9 protein-coding genes and 1 pseudogene are annotated in these 15117 nt (G+C 63.5%); 4 read left to right on the top strand and 6 right to left on the bottom strand.

Annotation, left to right across the window (positions count from 1 at the left end; genetic code table 11):
* Together mfd and EOC93_RS28425 are read right to left on the bottom strand one after the other, a co-directional pair.
* On the bottom strand, positions 1-3098 hold a 3098-nt coding region (mfd, locus tag EOC93_RS28430), incomplete at its 3' end, for a transcription-repair coupling factor (RefSeq protein WP_127206273.1).
* Between the two features lie 12 nt (positions 3099-3110).
* Positions 3111-3398: a succinate dehydrogenase assembly factor 2 gene (locus EOC93_RS28425; RefSeq protein WP_095485581.1), complete on the bottom strand. Its 288-nt coding sequence runs from the start codon at positions 3396-3398 to the stop codon at positions 3111-3113.
* A gap of 92 nt (positions 3399-3490) precedes the next feature.
* Here EOC93_RS28425 and recG point away from each other — a divergent pair, with 92 nt between their 5' ends.
* Positions 3491-5599 (top strand): ATP-dependent DNA helicase RecG, encoded by a 2109-nt coding sequence (gene recG / locus EOC93_RS28420; RefSeq protein ID WP_095485359.1) that lies wholly within the window; start codon positions 3491-3493, stop codon positions 5597-5599.
* Here the strand turns inward: recG and EOC93_RS28415 are convergent.
* The 4 genes from EOC93_RS28415 to EOC93_RS28400 all read right to left on the bottom strand — a co-directional run bounded on the left by EOC93_RS28415 (position 5551) and on the right by EOC93_RS28400 (position 10692).
* Positions 5551-6309, bottom strand: a complete 759-nt coding sequence (locus EOC93_RS28415) for a DUF502 domain-containing protein (protein WP_095485360.1) — start codon at positions 6307-6309, stop codon at positions 5551-5553. The two genes, recG and EOC93_RS28415, sit on opposite strands and share 49 nt — an antisense overlap.
* Positions 6310-6388: 79 nt before the next feature.
* Positions 6389-8212: a glutamine--fructose-6-phosphate transaminase (isomerizing) gene (glmS, locus tag EOC93_RS28410; protein ID WP_095485361.1), complete on the bottom strand. Its 1824-nt coding sequence runs from the start codon at positions 8210-8212 to the stop codon at positions 6389-6391.
* A gap of 234 nt (positions 8213-8446) precedes the next feature.
* Positions 8447-9808: a bifunctional UDP-N-acetylglucosamine diphosphorylase/glucosamine-1-phosphate N-acetyltransferase GlmU gene (glmU, locus tag EOC93_RS28405; RefSeq protein ID WP_127206272.1), complete on the bottom strand. Its 1362-nt coding sequence runs from the start codon at positions 9806-9808 to the stop codon at positions 8447-8449.
* 137 nt (positions 9809-9945) lie between these two features.
* Complete coding sequence (locus tag EOC93_RS28400; protein WP_095485582.1) at positions 9946-10692, bottom strand: cytochrome c biogenesis CcdA family protein; 747 nt, start codon at positions 10690-10692, stop codon at positions 9946-9948.
* Between the two features lie 174 nt (positions 10693-10866).
* On the opposite strand from EOC93_RS28400, the gene EOC93_RS28395 reads away from it, so the two are divergent.
* From EOC93_RS28395 to EOC93_RS28385, 3 genes and pseudogenes are all read left to right on the top strand, one after another.
* Complete coding sequence (locus EOC93_RS28395) at positions 10867-11244, top strand: hypothetical protein (protein WP_095485363.1); 378 nt, start codon at positions 10867-10869, stop codon at positions 11242-11244.
* A 451-nt stretch (positions 11245-11695) separates the two neighbouring features.
* Positions 11696-14323 (top strand): type I DNA topoisomerase, encoded by a 2628-nt coding sequence (topA, locus tag EOC93_RS28390; RefSeq protein ID WP_095485364.1) that lies wholly within the window; start codon positions 11696-11698, stop codon positions 14321-14323.
* 5 nt (positions 14324-14328) lie between these two features.
* A pseudogene (locus tag EOC93_RS28385) lies at positions 14329-15117 on the top strand (ribonuclease R); the annotation flags it as partial.

Raw genomic sequence — 15117 nt, 5'->3', positions numbered from 1 at the left:
GGAACGTAGCTGTCCGGGATCATCACCGCCGTGCCGACGGCGATCTGCGGCGACCAACCGCCATCCTGCACCTCGCCGGAATCCTTCACCTCGGCGACCGCTTCTTCCAGCATCTGCTGGTAAAGCTCGAAGCCGACCTCCTTGATGTGGCCGGATTGCTCTTCGCCGAGAAGATTGCCGGCGCCTCTGATATCGAGATCGTGACTGGCGAGCTGGAAGCCGGCGCCCAGCGTGTCGAGCGACTGCAGCACCTTCAGCCGGCGCTCGGCGGTGTCGGTCAACTTGCGATTGGCCGGCAGCGTGAACAGCGCATAGGCGCGCACCTTCGAGCGCCCGACGCGGCCGCGCAACTGGTAGAGCTGCGACAGGCCGAACATGTCGGCGCGATGCACGATCAGCGTGTTCGCGGTCGGGATATCGAGGCCGGATTCGACAATGGTTGTCGACAGCAACACATCGTACTGGCCGTCGTAGAAGGCGTTCATGATGTCGTCGAGCTCGCCGGGCGGCATCTGGCCGTGAGCGACAGCCACTTTCAGCTCGGGCACCGATTCCCGAAGGAAATCATGGATTTCCGCCAAATCGCTGATGCGCGGCACGACATAAAAGGAATGACCACCTCGGTAGCGTTCCCTGAGCAGGGTCTCGCGGATGACCAGCGGGTCGAAGGGCGAGATGAAGGTGCGCACCGCCAGGCGATCGACCGGCGGCGTGGCGATCAGCGACAGTTCGCGCACCCCGGTCAACGCCAGTTGCAGCGTGCGCGGGATCGGCGTCGCCGACAGCGTCAGCACATGCACGTCGCTCTTCAAATCCTTCAGCCGTTCCTTGTGCTTGACGCCAAAATGCTGCTCCTCGTCAATGATTAGGAGGCCGAGATTCTTGAACGAGATCGACGAGCCGAGCAGCGCATGGGTGCCGACGACGATGTCGACCGTGCCTTCGGCGATACCCTTCTTGGCCTCGGCCAGGTCCTTGGCTCCAACCAGCCGCGATGCCTGGGCGACGCGGATCGGCAGGCCGGAAAAGCGCTGCGAAAAGGTCTTGAAATGCTGGCGTGACAACAGCGTCGTCGGCACCACCACCGCGACCTGAAACCCTTCCATCGCCGCGATGAAGGCGGCACGAAGGGCGACTTCGGTCTTGCCGAAGCCGACGTCGCCGCAGATCAGCCGGTCCATCGGCTTTCCCGCGCCCAGATCGCCCATGACCGAATCGATCGCCGTCTGCTGGTCGTCGGTTTCCTCGTAGGGGAAACGCGCGGAGAATTCGCCGTAGAGACCATCTGCCGGCACCAGCGAAGGAGCGGCGCGCATCTGCCGCTCGGCGGCAATGCGGATCAACTGTCCGGCCATGTCGAGCAGGCGTTTCTTCAGCCGCGCCTTGCGCGACTGCCAGGCGCCGCCGCCAAGCTTGTCCAACGTCGCTTCGGCCGAATCCGAGCCATAGCGCGACAGAAGCTCGATGTTCTCCACCGGCAGGAACAGCCGATCATCGCCGGCATAATGGATCTCGAGGCAATCATGCGGCGCACCAACCGCCTCGATGGTGCGCAGCCCGATGAAGCGGCCAATGCCGTGGTCGGTATGGACGACGATATCGCCGGAGGACAACGCCGAGGCCTCGGCGATGAAGTCGGAAGGACGCTTCTTGCGCTTCGAGCGGCGGATCAGCCGGTCGCCCAGAATGTCCTGCTCGGCGACGACGACCAGTTTCTCGGTCTCGAAGCCGGATTCGAGCGGCAGCACGGCAAGTGCCGCCTGCCCCGTCTCGAGCTTTTCCGCCTCGGCCAGCGTGGCGACCGGCTTGAGATTGCCGAGATGATGTTCAGCCAGGATCTGGCCAAGCCGGTCGAGCGAACCTTCGGTCCAGCCGGCGATGACGACGCGGCGGCGGGCGGCCCGCTCATCGGCAATGTGTTTTACGACGACGTCGAAGACGTTGACGTTGGGGTCGGCGCGTTCCTCGACGAAGCTGCGGCCATGCCGCGAGCCGGCATGGAAGATTTTCCTCGCGCCGGCGTCGGGCGCATCGAACGGCGTGAAGTCGATCGCTTCGCGCGGGCCAAGCGAGGCGATGAGGTTTTCGGGCGACAAATAAAGCAGGTCGGGCGGCACCGGCTTATATGGCACGGCATCCTTCAGTGCGCCGTCGGCCTGCTTCCTGCGCGCCTCGTAATGGTCGAGGATCAGCGCATGGCGCTCAGTCAGCGCCTCATGCGCCAGATGGTCGAACACAACAGGCGTGTCCGGCAGATAGTCGAACACCGTCTCCAGCCGCTCGTAGAAGAACGGCAGCCAGTGCTCCATGCCGGCGAAACGCCGTCCCTCGCTGACCGCCGCATAGAGCCCATCGTCGCGCGAGGGCGCGCCAAAGGCTTCGATGTAGCTGCGGCGGAAACGGCTGATGGTCTCCGGCGTCAGCGCCACTTCACTCATCGCCTGCAGCGCCATCGACTTGCGTTGGCCGATGGTGCGCTGCGTGGCGGCGTCGAAGACGCGGATCGATTCCAGCGTGTCGCCGAAGAAATCGAGGCGCAGCGCTTCCGTCCAGCCCGGTGCGAACAGGTCCAGAATGCCGCCGCGCACGGCAAACTCGCCGACGCCGCGCACTGTAGGCACCCGCTCGAAGCCTGATATCTCCAGCCGCGACACCAGCCCATTCATGTCAATCTGGTTGCCGGGTTTTGCGTGAAATGTCTGTGCCTCGACGAGGCTTGCCGGCGGAATGCGCTGCAGCAGCGCATTGGCGGTGGTCAGGATGACGGCGCGGTGCGGTTTTTTCACCAGCGCGATCATCGCGGTGAGCGCGTCCAGACGCCGCGCGGCAGCATCCGCTCCGGGCGAGACGCGGTCGTAAGGCAGACAATCCCAGGCCGGCAGCTCGAGCACGGGCAGGCCTGGCGCTGCGAATGAAAGCGCCTCGATGATCGAAGGCAGGCGCTGGCCGTCGCGCGCCACGAACAGCACCGGCTTGTCGGGCGCAATCTCGTGCGCGGCCTGCACCAGCGCAAAGGCTTCGTAACCGTCGGCGACACCGTCGACGATGAACTGGCCGGCGCGGCCTTTCGGCAGGCCGATGGTGGGGATCAAGCTCATGAAATCACGTATTCAGAATGTCATCGCCTGGCGCGACGCCAGGATCTTTTGCAGGACGGCACAGTCGAAATTTGCGGGAACCGGGCGCTCGCCGGTGATCACGGGCAGGAATTCGGTATCGGGAACGTCGAGGAGCCTTTCATATTGGTCGAGTTCGTCGCCGGTCAAGACGCCGATCTCCGCGTCTGCGAAACTGCCGAGAATGAGGTCCATCTCGCGCATGCCGCGATGCCAAGAGCGAAACAGAAGCTTGCGGCGGCGGGCGTCGAGCCCCTCGCTTGATCGTCTCGTTCCGGTCATTGTCCTGCTTCCTTGCCTGAAGCGGCGCATATAGCGTGGATAGAGGGCGGTGTCAGCCTTGCGCTGCGGCCGTCGCGACATAAGCTGACATCATGCGCCCTTCCCTCCTCGATCCGCTGTTTGTCCCGATCACCTCGCTTGCCGGCGTCGGGCCGAAGGTCGGCGCGCTGATCGAGAAAATCGTGCCGGCCGATCTCGGCGATCGTGCGGCGCGCGCCGGCGATCTTTTGTTCGTGCTGCCCCACACGGTAATCGACCGCCGCAACCGGCCGGGTATCGCCGGCTCGGCCGAAGGCGCGATCGTCACCCTTGATGTGCGGATCGATCGCCACCAGCCGCCGCCGCGCGGCAACAGATCGGTGCCGTACCGGGTCTACGCCCATGACGACACCGGCGAGATCGCGCTGACCTTCTTCCATGCGCACGCCGCCTATCTCGAAAAAGCTATGCCGGAAGGCGAGCATGTCGTGGTCTCGGGTCGAATGGAATGGTTCAACGGCCGCCCGACCATGGTTCACCCCGACCACATCGCGCTGGCCAGCGAAGCGGAAAACCTGCCGCTGGTCGAGCCGGTCTATCCGCTCACCGCCGGGCTCTCGGGAAAAGTGCTGCGCCGGGCAATCGGCCAGGCGCTCGCTCGCTTGCCGGTGCTGCCGGAATGGCAGGATGGCGAGTTTCTGCGCCGCCAGACCTTTCCTGCCTTCGGCGATGCGCTCGCCCGCATCCACAACCCCGCCGACCCGATCGACGTGTCCATCGACGGCGCAGCCTGGCGGCGCCTCGCCTATGACGAGTTTCTGGCAGGCCAGGTGTCGCTGGCACTGGTGCGGGCAAAAGTCCGCCGCTTGTCCGGACGACCATTGGTCGGTGACGGCCGCATCGTCGAAAAGCTGCGCGCCGCCCTTCCCTATTCGCTGACCACCTCGCAGGAAATGGCGCTTGCCGAAATCAACGCCGATCTCGGTGATCCCGAACGCATGCTGCGCCTGCTGCAGGGCGATGTCGGCTCCGGCAAGACGGTTGTCGCGCTGCTCGCCATGGGGCGCGCCGTCGAGGCAGGCGGCCAGGCGGCATTGATGGCGCCAACCGAAATCCTGGCGCGCCAGCATCTTGCGACGATTGCACCGTTGGCAGAACAGGCGGGCCTGCGCGTTGCCATCCTCACCGGCCGCGAAAAGGGCCGCGAGCGCACCGAGACGCTGGCCGGCCTGGCCAGTGGCGAGATCGACATCGTCGTCGGCACCCACGCCCTGTTCCAGGAAACGGTAACGTTCCACGACCTCGTCTTCGCTGTCATCGACGAACAGCACCGTTTTGGCGTCCATCAGCGGCTTGCCATCACCGCCAAGGGCGACGCGCCCGACATGCTGGTGATGACGGCGACGCCGATCCCACGCACGCTGGTGCTGACCGCCTTCGGCGACATGGATGTTTCGAAGCTCACCGAAAAGCCGGCCGGGCGCCAGCCGATCCGCACCGTCACCCTGCCGCTCGAACGGCTCGACGAACTGGTCGGCCGCATGCGCGACGCCGTCGCCGACGGCCAGAAGATCTACTGGATCTGTCCGCTGGTCGAGGAATCCGAAGAGATCAAGCTGATGTCGGCGGAGGACCGTTTTGCCTCGCTAAAGCCGCTGTTCGGCGACTGGATCGGCCTGGTGTACGGGCGCATGAAGGGCGCCGACAAGGACGAGGCGATGCGCGCCTTCAAGGCCGGCGAGACACGCATCCTGATCGCCACCACGGTCATCGAGGTCGGCGTCGATGTGCCGGATGCCACGATCATGGTCATCGAGCATGCCGAGCGCTTCGGCCTCGCCCAGCTGCACCAGTTGCGCGGCCGGGTCGGGCGCGGCGAAAAACCGTCCTCCTGCGTGCTGCTCTACAAGGATCCGCTCGGCGAGACGGCAACGCGCCGGCTGTCGGTGATGCGCGAGACCGAGGACGGCTTCCGCATCGCCGAGGAGGACCTGAAGCTGCGTGGCGAAGGCGAGTTGCTGGGCACCCGCCAGTCCGGTACGCCGGGCTTCCAGGTGGCACGCATCGAGGCGCATGCCGACCTGCTCGAAGCCGCCCGCGACGACGCGCGGCTGATCCTGTCGCGCGATCCCGAGCTGCAATCCGAACGCGGCGCCGCCCTTCGCATGCTGCTTTATTTGTTCGGCCGCGACGAGGCAGTGCGGCTCTTACGCGCCGGCTGAGGCCCGGCACCGACCGGCGGATTGGCGATCTGAACGCCGATCGGCTTGCCGTTCAGCGTCACCATTTTCGTCTTGACCTCCGGCGCCACCAGCCCGGCCGAGACGATCAGCTTGGCGCCGTCCTCGATCGTCATGTCGAGCAGCACGACATCGGATTTCGGCACATACATCAGGAAGCCGGTGGTCGGGTTGGGCGTGCACGGCATGAACACCGCAATCAGCGGGTTGTCTTCCTGGTCGAGCTTCTGGTTGATCTCGGTTTCCTTCTCGCTGGCGACGAAGACCAGCGACCAGACGCCCTTGCGCGGGTATTCCACCAGCCCGACCTGGCGGAACATGTTTCCCTTGTTCGACAGCACGGTCTCAAAGATCTGCTTCAGCGAGCCGTAGACGCCGCGCACCAGGGGCATGCGGCCGAGCAGCCGCTCGCCGAACAAGACGATGGCGCGGCCGACGATATTGGCGGTCAGGAAACCGATCAGGGTGATCAGGATCAGGGCGACGATCAGGCCAAATCCCGGAACCGGCGCCGGCAGATAGCTATCGGGGTTGTAGCGCGCCGGAATGTAGGGTTTCACCCAGGAATCGACCCAGCCGATGAAGGACCAGGCGATGTAGGCGGTGATCGCCAGCGGCGCGCAGACGACAAAGCCTGTCAGGAAATAATTCCGCAGCCGGGTCATGCCTGAGGTCTTGGGAGCATCGGACATGGTTCACCGCAGCACTGGTTGCGGCGCAACATTAGTGAACCGCATTCGGCTTTGGAACTGCGAAATTTTTAAACCACGCCTATTCCACAGTCACCGATTTCGCCAGGTTGCGTGGCTGGTCGACGTCCGTGCCCATGAACACCGCGGTGAAATAGGCCAGCATCTGGATCGGCAACGCGTAGATGATCGGCGTGATGATTTCCGGCACGTCCGGCAGCACGATCGTCTCCATCGTCTTTACCGTGGCGTGCGCGGCACCCTTGCTGTCGGTGATCAGGATGATCTTGCCGCCGCGCGCCGCCACTTCCTGCATGTTCGAGACGGTCTTTTCAAAGATGCGGTCATGCGGGGCAATGACGATCACCGGCATGTTCTCGTCGATCAGCGCGATCGGCCCGTGCTTCAGTTCGCCGGCGGCATAGCCCTCGGCATGGATATAGGAGATTTCCTTGAGCTTCAGCGCGCCTTCCATGGCCAGCGGAAAATTGGTATCGCGGCCGAGATAGAGCACGTTTTTGTAGTGAGAAAGGTCGCGCGCGACCTTTTCGATCTGCCCATCGAGCTTCAGGACCTGATTGGCATAGCGCGGCGCTTCCGACAGTTGGCGGACCAGCGTCGTTTCCTGCTCCGGCGAGATCGTTCCGCGCGCCACGCCCGCCCGCACGGCAAGCGACGCCAGCACCGACAATTGACAGGTGAAGGCCTTGGTCGAGGCGACGCCAATCTCCGGCCCGGCCAGCGTTGGCAGGATAACGTCGGATTCACGCGCCATCGTCGATTCTCGGACATTGACGACCGCGCCAATCTTCATCCCGGCCTTGCGGCAATAGCGCAGCGAGGCCAGCGTGTCGGCGGTCTCGCCCGATTGCGAGATGAAGAAGGCGGCGTCTGTCTTCGACAGCGGCATTTCACGATAGCGGAATTCCGAGGCGACATCGATGTCGACCGGCAGCCTCGCATACCGCTCGAACCAGTATTTGCTGATCAGGCCGGCCAGATAGGCGGTGCCGCAGGCCGAAATCGCCAACCGGTCGATTTTGGCGAAATCGAAAGGCAGGTCGAGCGGCTTCGAGACGCCACCGACGAAATCCACATAATGCGCCAGCGTGTGCGAGATCACTTCCGGCTGTTCATGGATTTCCTTCTCCATGAAATGGCGCCGATTGCCCTTGTCGACCATGAAGCTGGTGCTGAGCGACTGCTGGCGCTTGCGGTCGACCTTGTTGCCGTCCATGTCGAAGATGGCGACCTCGTTGCGGCGCACAACCGCCCAGTCGCCGTCCTCGAGATAGGTGATCGAGTTGGTGAAGGGGGCAAGCGCGATGGCGTCGGAGCCCAGGAACATCTCGCCGTCGCCATGGCCGACGGCCAGCGGTGGGCCGTTGCGGGCGCCGACGATGAGGTCCTCATCGCCCTTGAACATGATGGCCAGCGCAAAGGCGCCTTCCAGCCGCTTCAGCGCCTGGTGCGCGGCCTCGACCGGCTTCAGGCCCCTGGCCAATTCGCGCGCCACCAGATGGGCGACGACCTCGGTGTCGGTCTGCGATGAAAATGTGTAGCTGTCGCGTATCAGCTCGTCGCGCAATTCGGCGAAATTCTCGATGATGCCATTGTGGACAATGGCGACGCCGTCGGAAAAATGCGGATGCGCATTGGTTTCGTTCGGCACGCCATGCGTTGCCCAGCGCGTGTGGCCGATGCCGATCATGCCGTCGAGTGGTTCGTCCTTCAGCCGGCGCTCGAGATTAATCAGCTTGCCCTCGGCGCGGCGGCGCCCAAGCTTGCCATGCTCGATTGTGGCGACGCCGGCGGAATCGTAGCCGCGATATTCGAGCCTTTTCAGCGCATCGACGATGAGTGGCGCGACCGGCGAGTGACCGACAATTCCGACGATACCGCACATAGACGTTGCCCCCGATTCCGGCGTAAACCCCAGCGCCATTTAGGGTTGGCCGGGCTGCCGCGAAAATCACATTGCGTTTCGTTCCGTATCAGCCGGAACTGTTCTTGCACAGATGCACCATGACAGAGCGCCCTTGCAATCCGGTTACCGCAATCGCTCAGTTTCTCCGTACGGGCATCCTATCGCGCCCAACAGTTCCTGAAATCCGTCAAAGACATGATGCAGTCGTCGCGGCTAGGCTTTTTTCCGGGCCGCCTCGGCCGAAGCAAAACGCTCGCGCAATTCCTTGCCCTTGCCGGCCAGCGTCCTCTGGCGGGCGCGGCCGAAGGCCAGCGCATCGTCAGGCACGCTTTCGGTGATCACGCTTCCCGAAGCGATATAACCACCCTTGCCGATTGTAACCGGCGCCACCAGCGAGGAGTTCGAGCCGATGAAAGCACCCTCGCCGATGTCGGTGAAGAACTTCGAATAGCCGTCATAGTTGCAGGTGATGGTTCCAGCGCCGATATTGGCGCCGGCGCCGACGCGGGCATCGCCGATATAGGTCAGGTGGTTGACCTTGGCGCCTTCCTCGATCGTCGCCCCTTTGACCTCGCAGAAATTGCCGACCTTGGCTTTTTGCCGGAGATCGGCGCCCGGCCGCAGCCGCGCATACGGACCGACATCGCAGTTCGAGGCGATCGTGGCGCCTTCGATATGGCTGAAAGCATGGATCTTGGCGCCCGTGGCGATCGTCACGCCCGGCCCGAACCAGACATTGGGTTCGACAATCGTGTCCGCGCCGATCTCGGTATCGTGCGAAAAGAACACGGTTTCCGGCGCGATCAATGTGACGCCAGAGAGCATGGCCTCGCGCCGCCGGCGCGTCTGCCAGATGCCTTCCGCCGCGGCGAGTTCGGCGCGGTTGTTGATGCCGAGCGCATTCTCGAAGCTGGCTTCTGCGGCAACGACATCAAAACCCTGCCCGCCGGCGATCTCGACGATGTCGGTGAGATAATATTCGCCCTTGGCGTTGTTGTTGCCGACTTGGTCGAGCAGCTGCAGCGCGTGCTTGCCCGCAACCGCCATCAGCCCGCCATTGCAGAAGGTGATTTTCTTCTCCTCGCCGGTGCAGTCCTTTTCCTCGCGGATAGCGACGAGCTTGCCGCCTTTTTCGATCAGCCGGCCATAGCCGGAAGGATTTGACGTGCGGAAGCCGACCACAACGACGGCAGCGCCTTCGGCCAGCTTCAGGCGCGCAGCAGCCAGCACCTCCGGATCGATCAGCGGCGTATCGCCGAACATCACCAGGATGTCGTCGTAAACCTTTGATATCGCAGCACGAGCTGCCAGCACGGCATGCGCCGTGCCGAGCCGCTTGTCCTGGACGAAAGTCTCCGCCTTCGGCGCGAACTTTTGCGTGGCCTTGCGCATCTCTTCCGCGCCATGGCCGATCACCAGCGCCAGATCACCGCTGCCTGCGGCTTCGGCAGCCTTGACGACATGGGCGACCATCGGCAGGCCGGCGATCAGGTGCAGCACTTTTGGCACTGCGCTTTTCATGCGCGTGCCTTCGCCTGCGGCGAGGATGACGGACAGGCAGGTTCTCTGGCTCATGGAATGGCAACCATATGAAAAGGGTTGGGAATCAAGGCATGTCTAGCATTTGGCGCCATGCTGCACCAATGCGGTTAAATTCCGGTGAGACGGTCGAGCAACTGACTCTTAATCAGCGGGTCCACAGCTCAAGAGCCCTAACCCAGTTGCCCCAGCACCGGGAAATTTTCCAGCAGCCAATAAGACATGGCCTGCACGCCGCCGGTCAGGAAAAAGACGCCGGCGACGACCAGCAGCGCGCCCATTGCTTTTTCGACCCGGCCGAGATGGACGCGGAATTTTGAGAGAAAGCGCATGAAGGCGCCGGAAAACAGCGCCGCGATCAGGAACGGGATGCCGAGGCCGAGCGAATAGGCGGCAAGCAGAGCTGCGCCCTCGCCCACCGTCTCCCGGCCGCCGGCCAGCGTCAGGATCGGTCCCAGCACCGGTCCGATGCAGGGTGTCCAGCCGAAGGCGAAGGCAAGTCCCATGACATAGGCGGCAACGATACTGGCCGGCTTGCCCTGCGACTGGAAGCGCGCCTCACGCGACAGCAGCGGGATGCGCAATATGCCGAGGAAGTTCAACCCCATCAGGATGATCAGCGCGCCGGCGGCCATTGCCAGCGGCTCCTGCCAGACGCGCAGCAGCCGGCCAATGGTCGAGGCGCCGGCGCCTAACGCCACGAAGACGGTCGAGAAGCCGAGAACGAAGGCGATCGAAGCATAAAGCAGCGCGCTGCGTGCGTCGGCCTTGGCCGTGACGCCGGCATTGCCGCGGAAATCATCGACCGACACGCCGGCCATATAGCAGAGATAGGGCGGCACCAGCGGCAGCACGCAAGGCGACAGGAACGAGATCGCCCCCGCCCCGACCGCGCTGACATAGCCGATATCCAATGCCATTCCCGAAACTCCAACTGTATCGGCGCCGATATAGCGGCGCACGGACTTGTCCGCCAATCACCATTGCGTGGCAAGTTGCCGCCCTGCATCGAGGAAGAAACGATACGCCAAGCGCGTTGATGCAACGGGGCCGCAACTTTCCGCGCGCTTCTCGATCATATCAGGGAGAACCTCATGAAATCGATCACAGTTGGGCTGGCGGTGCTTTTGCTCGGCACCGCCGCCTCATATGCCGCCGAAGCGTGGAAGGAAGCCGATGTCGGCGGCACCAAGATCTACACCGATGCCAATGGCATGACCCTTTACACCTACGACAAGGACGAGACGGGCAAGTCGAACTGCTACGACAAATGCGCCACCAATTGGCCGCCGCTGAAGGCTGAGGCCGACGCCAAGGCCGAGGGCGAATGGACGGTCGTCGACCACACCGACGGCACCAAGATGTGGGCCTATGAGGGCAAGCCGCTCTACACGTTCATCAAGGACAAGAAGGCCGGCGATGTGACCGGCGACGGCGTCGGCGGCGTCTGGCATATAGCCAAGGCCGACTAAGCTCGGACCGAGATCCCCGCATTGACCGGCGGGGAATCGCTGGCTGCCGTGTATCACTGCAGGCCTTCCGGCTGCCAGCTTCTTGCACTGTCCTGCTAGGCATTCCAGCCCACTCGCGGCGCCAGTATCGCCCGCCCGACCGAGCATCATGCCGGATGCCTCTCCGGCTGGGGCTGGCGCATGATCGATGTTTCTCTTATATCCGCGGAAGAATTTGTCCCGTTCTCCCGGATTCATTGCCGGCTTGTCCAACGATAGGCAGCCCGCTCTCTTATCCGAGATTGCGGATATCACATGACTCGCTCTTGGGTTGTGCACTCAATGCAGGACTGCATTTTGGGCGCTTCCCCTTGACCGGATGCAAAAGCCCGGCCATGTGAGCGACAATTGTACGAGATTTCGTCGCGCGCAGCGGAATTCTTCTGCCGCACCACAGCTGATATGAGACCTCATGGACGTCGTCGTCGTCGAATCGCCGGCCAAAGCGAAGACAATCAACAAGTACCTCGGAAAGAACTACAAGGTCCTGGCCTCGTTTGGCCACGTCCGCGATCTGCCGGCCAAGGATGGCTCGGTGCGTCCGGACGAGGATTTTGCCATGTCCTGGGCTGTCGACACCGCCTCGAGCAAACGTCTTGCTGACATCGCCAGGGCGGTCAAGGACGCCGACGGCCTGATCCTCGCCACCGATCCGGATCGCGAGGGCGAAGCCATTTCCTGGCATGTCCTGGAAGTGCTGAAGCAGAAGCGCGCGCTGAAGGACAAGCCGGTCAGCCGCGTCGTCTTCAACGCCATCACCAAGTCATCGGTGCTGGAAGCGATGGCCAATCCGCGCCAGATCGATGCGCCGCTGGTCGACGCCTATCTCGCTCGCCGCGCGCTCGACTATCTCGTCGGCTTCACGCTGTCGCCCGTCCTGTGGCGCAAGCTGCCGGGCGCCCGTTCCGCCGGCCGCGTGCAGTCGGTGGCACTGCGCCTCGTCTGCGACCGCGAATTGGAGATCGAGCGCTTCATCCGCGAGGAGTACTGGCAGGTATCAGCTCTCCTCGGCACGCCGCGCAAGGAAAACTTCGAGGCGCGGCTGACCGCCTTCGACCGCAAGAAGCTGCAAAAGCTCGACATTTCGAACAAGGCGCAGGCCGATGACATCAAGGCGATGCTGGAAGGTGCGACCTTCAAGGCGCTATCGGTCGAAGCCAAGCCGACCAAGCGCAATCCAGGCCCGCCCTTCACCACCTCGACGCTGCAGCAGGCTGCCTCCTCGCGTCTCGGTTTTTCGGCAAGCCGCACCATGCAGGTGGCGCAGCGGCTCTATGAAGGCATGGACATCGGCGGCGAGACCACCGGCCTGATCACCTATATGCGAACCGACGGCGTGCAGATGGCGCCCGAGGCGATATCAGCTGCGCGCGATGCGATCGCCAAGGAGTTCGGCCCAAAATACCTGCCCGAGAAGCCGCGCCAATACACGACCAAGGCCAAGAACGCCCAGGAAGCCCACGAAGCGATCCGCCCGACCGATTTCATGCGCACCCCCGCTTCTGTCAGACAATATCTCGATGCCGACCAGGCACGGCTCTACGAGATAGTGTGGAAACGTGCCATCGCCAGCCAGATGCAGCCGGCCGAGATCGAGCGCACCACGGCCGAGATCGAGGCAGTCAACGGCGCTCGCACCGCGGAACTCCGCGCCATCGGTTCGGTCGTTCGCTTCGACGGCTTCATTGCCGCCTATACCGACCAGAAGGACGAGGATTCGGAAGACGAGGAAGACCGCCGTCTGCCCGAGATCCGTGCCGGCGAACAGCTCGACCGCGAGGCGATCAACGCCACCCAGCACACCACCGAGCCACCGCCGCGCTATTCGGAAGCCTCGCTGATCAAGAAGCTGGAAGAACTCGGCATCGGTCGTCCCTCGACCTACACTGCGATCCTGAAGACGCTCGAGGATCGCGACTACGTCAGCATGGACAAGCGCAAGCTGTTGCCGCAGGCCAAGGGTCGGCTGCTGTCGGCCTTCCTCGAAAGCTTCTTCGAGCGCTATGTCGAATACGACTTCACCGCCTCACTCGAGGAAAAGCTCGACGAGATTTCCGACGGCAAGCTCGCCTGGAAGGATGTGCTGCGCGATTTCTGGAAGGATTTTTCGGGCGCCGTCGCCGACATCAAGGAATTGCGCGTCACCGACGTGCTCGACGCGCTCAACGAGGAACTGGCGCCGCTCGTCTTCCCAACGCGGGAAGACGGCTCAAATCCGCGCATCTGCCCGAAATGCGGCACCGGCAACCTGTCGCTGAAGCTCGGCAAGTTCGGCGCCTTTGTCGGCTGTTCCAACTACCCCGAATGCTCCTTCACCCGCCAGCTCGGCGACGCCGCCAACCCCAATGGCGAAAACGGCAATGGCGAGGACGGCACCAAGGTGCTTGGCAAGGACCCCTACACGGCGGAGGAAATCACGCTGCGCAGCGGTCGTTTCGGCCCCTATATCCAGCGCGGCGACGGCAAGGAAGCCAAGCGCTCCAGCCTGCCCAAGGGCTGGACGGTCGATTCGATCGACCACGAAAAGGCCCTCGCCTTGCTGTCGCTGCCGCGTGACGTCGGCAAGCATCCGGAATCCGGCAAGATGATCTCGGCCGGGCTGGGGCGCTACGGTCCGTTCGTGCTGCATGACGGCACCTACGCCAATCTCGACAACATCGAGGACGTGTTCTCGATCGGCCTCAACCGCGCCGTGTCGGTGATCGCCGAGAAGAAGTTGAAGGGCCCCGGCGGCCGCAATGGCGGCACGCCCGCCGCCTTGAAGGAACTTGGCGAGCATCCGGCGGGCGGCGGCAAGATCGTCGTGCGTGACGGCAAATACGGGCCCTATGTTAATTTCGGCAAGGTCAATGCGACGCTACCGAAGGGCAAGGACCCGCAGTCGGTGACGGTCGAGGATGCGGTGGCGCTGATTGCCGAGAAGGAAGCCAAGGGTGGCAATGGCGGCAGAAAGCCCTTCCGCAAAGCGGCCGCACCTGCCAAAAAGCCTGCGGCAGCCAAAAAACCAGCGGCCAAGAAAGTGGCCAAGAAAAAGGGATAGGCATCGTGGCGCGCAGGGTATCCGGAAGAAGCCATGGCGATCTGCGCACCGCCGACACGAGGGCCAAGGTCAGGGATAACTACCGGCCGTCCCGTGACGAGATCCTGCGCTACATCGCCGAAAATCCGGATCGCTCCGGCAAACGCGACATCGCCAAGGCGTTTGCGCTGCGCGGCGAGGACCGTATCTGGCTGAAGGACATTTTGCGCGACCTGCAGGATGAGGGCCTGCTGACCAAGGAGCGCAAGCGGCTGGCCCGTGTCGGCGCCCTGCCCCATGTCGCCGTGCTCGACATCTTTGGCCGCGACGCCGACGGCGTGCTGCTGGCGCACCCGACCGAAGCCGTGGGCAATGGCGAGCCTCCTGTCATAGCGATCCGCGTGTCGCGTGGCGGCGGCGGCCCGACACCGGGCATCGGCGACCGCGTGCTAGCCAAGACCTTTCCAACCGATGACGCGACGGGCCCTGCCTATACCGGGCGGGTGATGAAGATCTTCGAGAAGCGCACCGATGCCGTTCTCGGCGTCTTCCGCGTGCTGCAGGACGGTACCTTTCGCATCGAGCCTGTCGAAAGACGCCAGCCGGAGCTGGTCGTCGACAAGGAATTCCAGAACGGCGCCAAGAACGGCGATCTGGTCGAGGTCGAGCCGGCGCGGGCCTCCCGCTACGGGCTGCCCAGAGCCAAGGTGCTGGCGGTGCTGGGTTCGCTGACCAGCGAAAAGGCGGTCTCGATGATCGCCATTCACGCGCACGACATTCCACATATTTTCCCGGCAGACGTCATCGCCGAGGCA

The sequence above is a fragment of the Mesorhizobium sp. M6A.T.Ce.TU.002.03.1.1 genome, assembly GCF_003997275.1.
GTDB lineage: Bacteria > Pseudomonadota > Alphaproteobacteria > Rhizobiales > Rhizobiaceae > Mesorhizobium > Mesorhizobium mediterraneum.
The sequence above is the reverse complement of the archived record's forward strand: the minus strand, read 5'-3'. Positions and strand labels throughout refer to the sequence as shown.

What these genes read in the sequence shown, in the direction of transcription:
- EOC93_RS28425 (WP_095485581.1), bottom strand. Translation starts at nt 3,398, where the DNA reads ATGACCGGAACGAGACGATCAAGCGAGGGGCTCGACGCCCGCCGCCGC.
- recG (WP_095485359.1), top strand. Translation starts at nt 3,491, where the DNA reads ATGCGCCCTTCCCTCCTCGATCCGCTGTTTGTCCCGATCACCTCGCTT.
- EOC93_RS28415 (WP_095485360.1), bottom strand. Translation starts at nt 6,309, where the DNA reads ATGTCCGATGCTCCCAAGACCTCAGGCATGACCCGGCTGCGGAATTAT.
- glmS (WP_095485361.1), bottom strand. Translation starts at nt 8,212, where the DNA reads ATGTGCGGTATCGTCGGAATTGTCGGTCACTCGCCGGTCGCGCCACTC.
- glmU (WP_127206272.1), bottom strand. Translation starts at nt 9,808, where the DNA reads ATGAGCCAGAGAACCTGCCTGTCCGTCATCCTCGCCGCAGGCGAAGGC.
- EOC93_RS28400 (WP_095485582.1), bottom strand. Translation starts at nt 10,692, where the DNA reads ATGGCATTGGATATCGGCTATGTCAGCGCGGTCGGGGCGGGGGCGATC.
- EOC93_RS28395 (WP_095485363.1), top strand. Translation starts at nt 10,867, where the DNA reads ATGAAATCGATCACAGTTGGGCTGGCGGTGCTTTTGCTCGGCACCGCC.
- topA (WP_095485364.1), top strand. Translation starts at nt 11,696, where the DNA reads ATGGACGTCGTCGTCGTCGAATCGCCGGCCAAAGCGAAGACAATCAAC.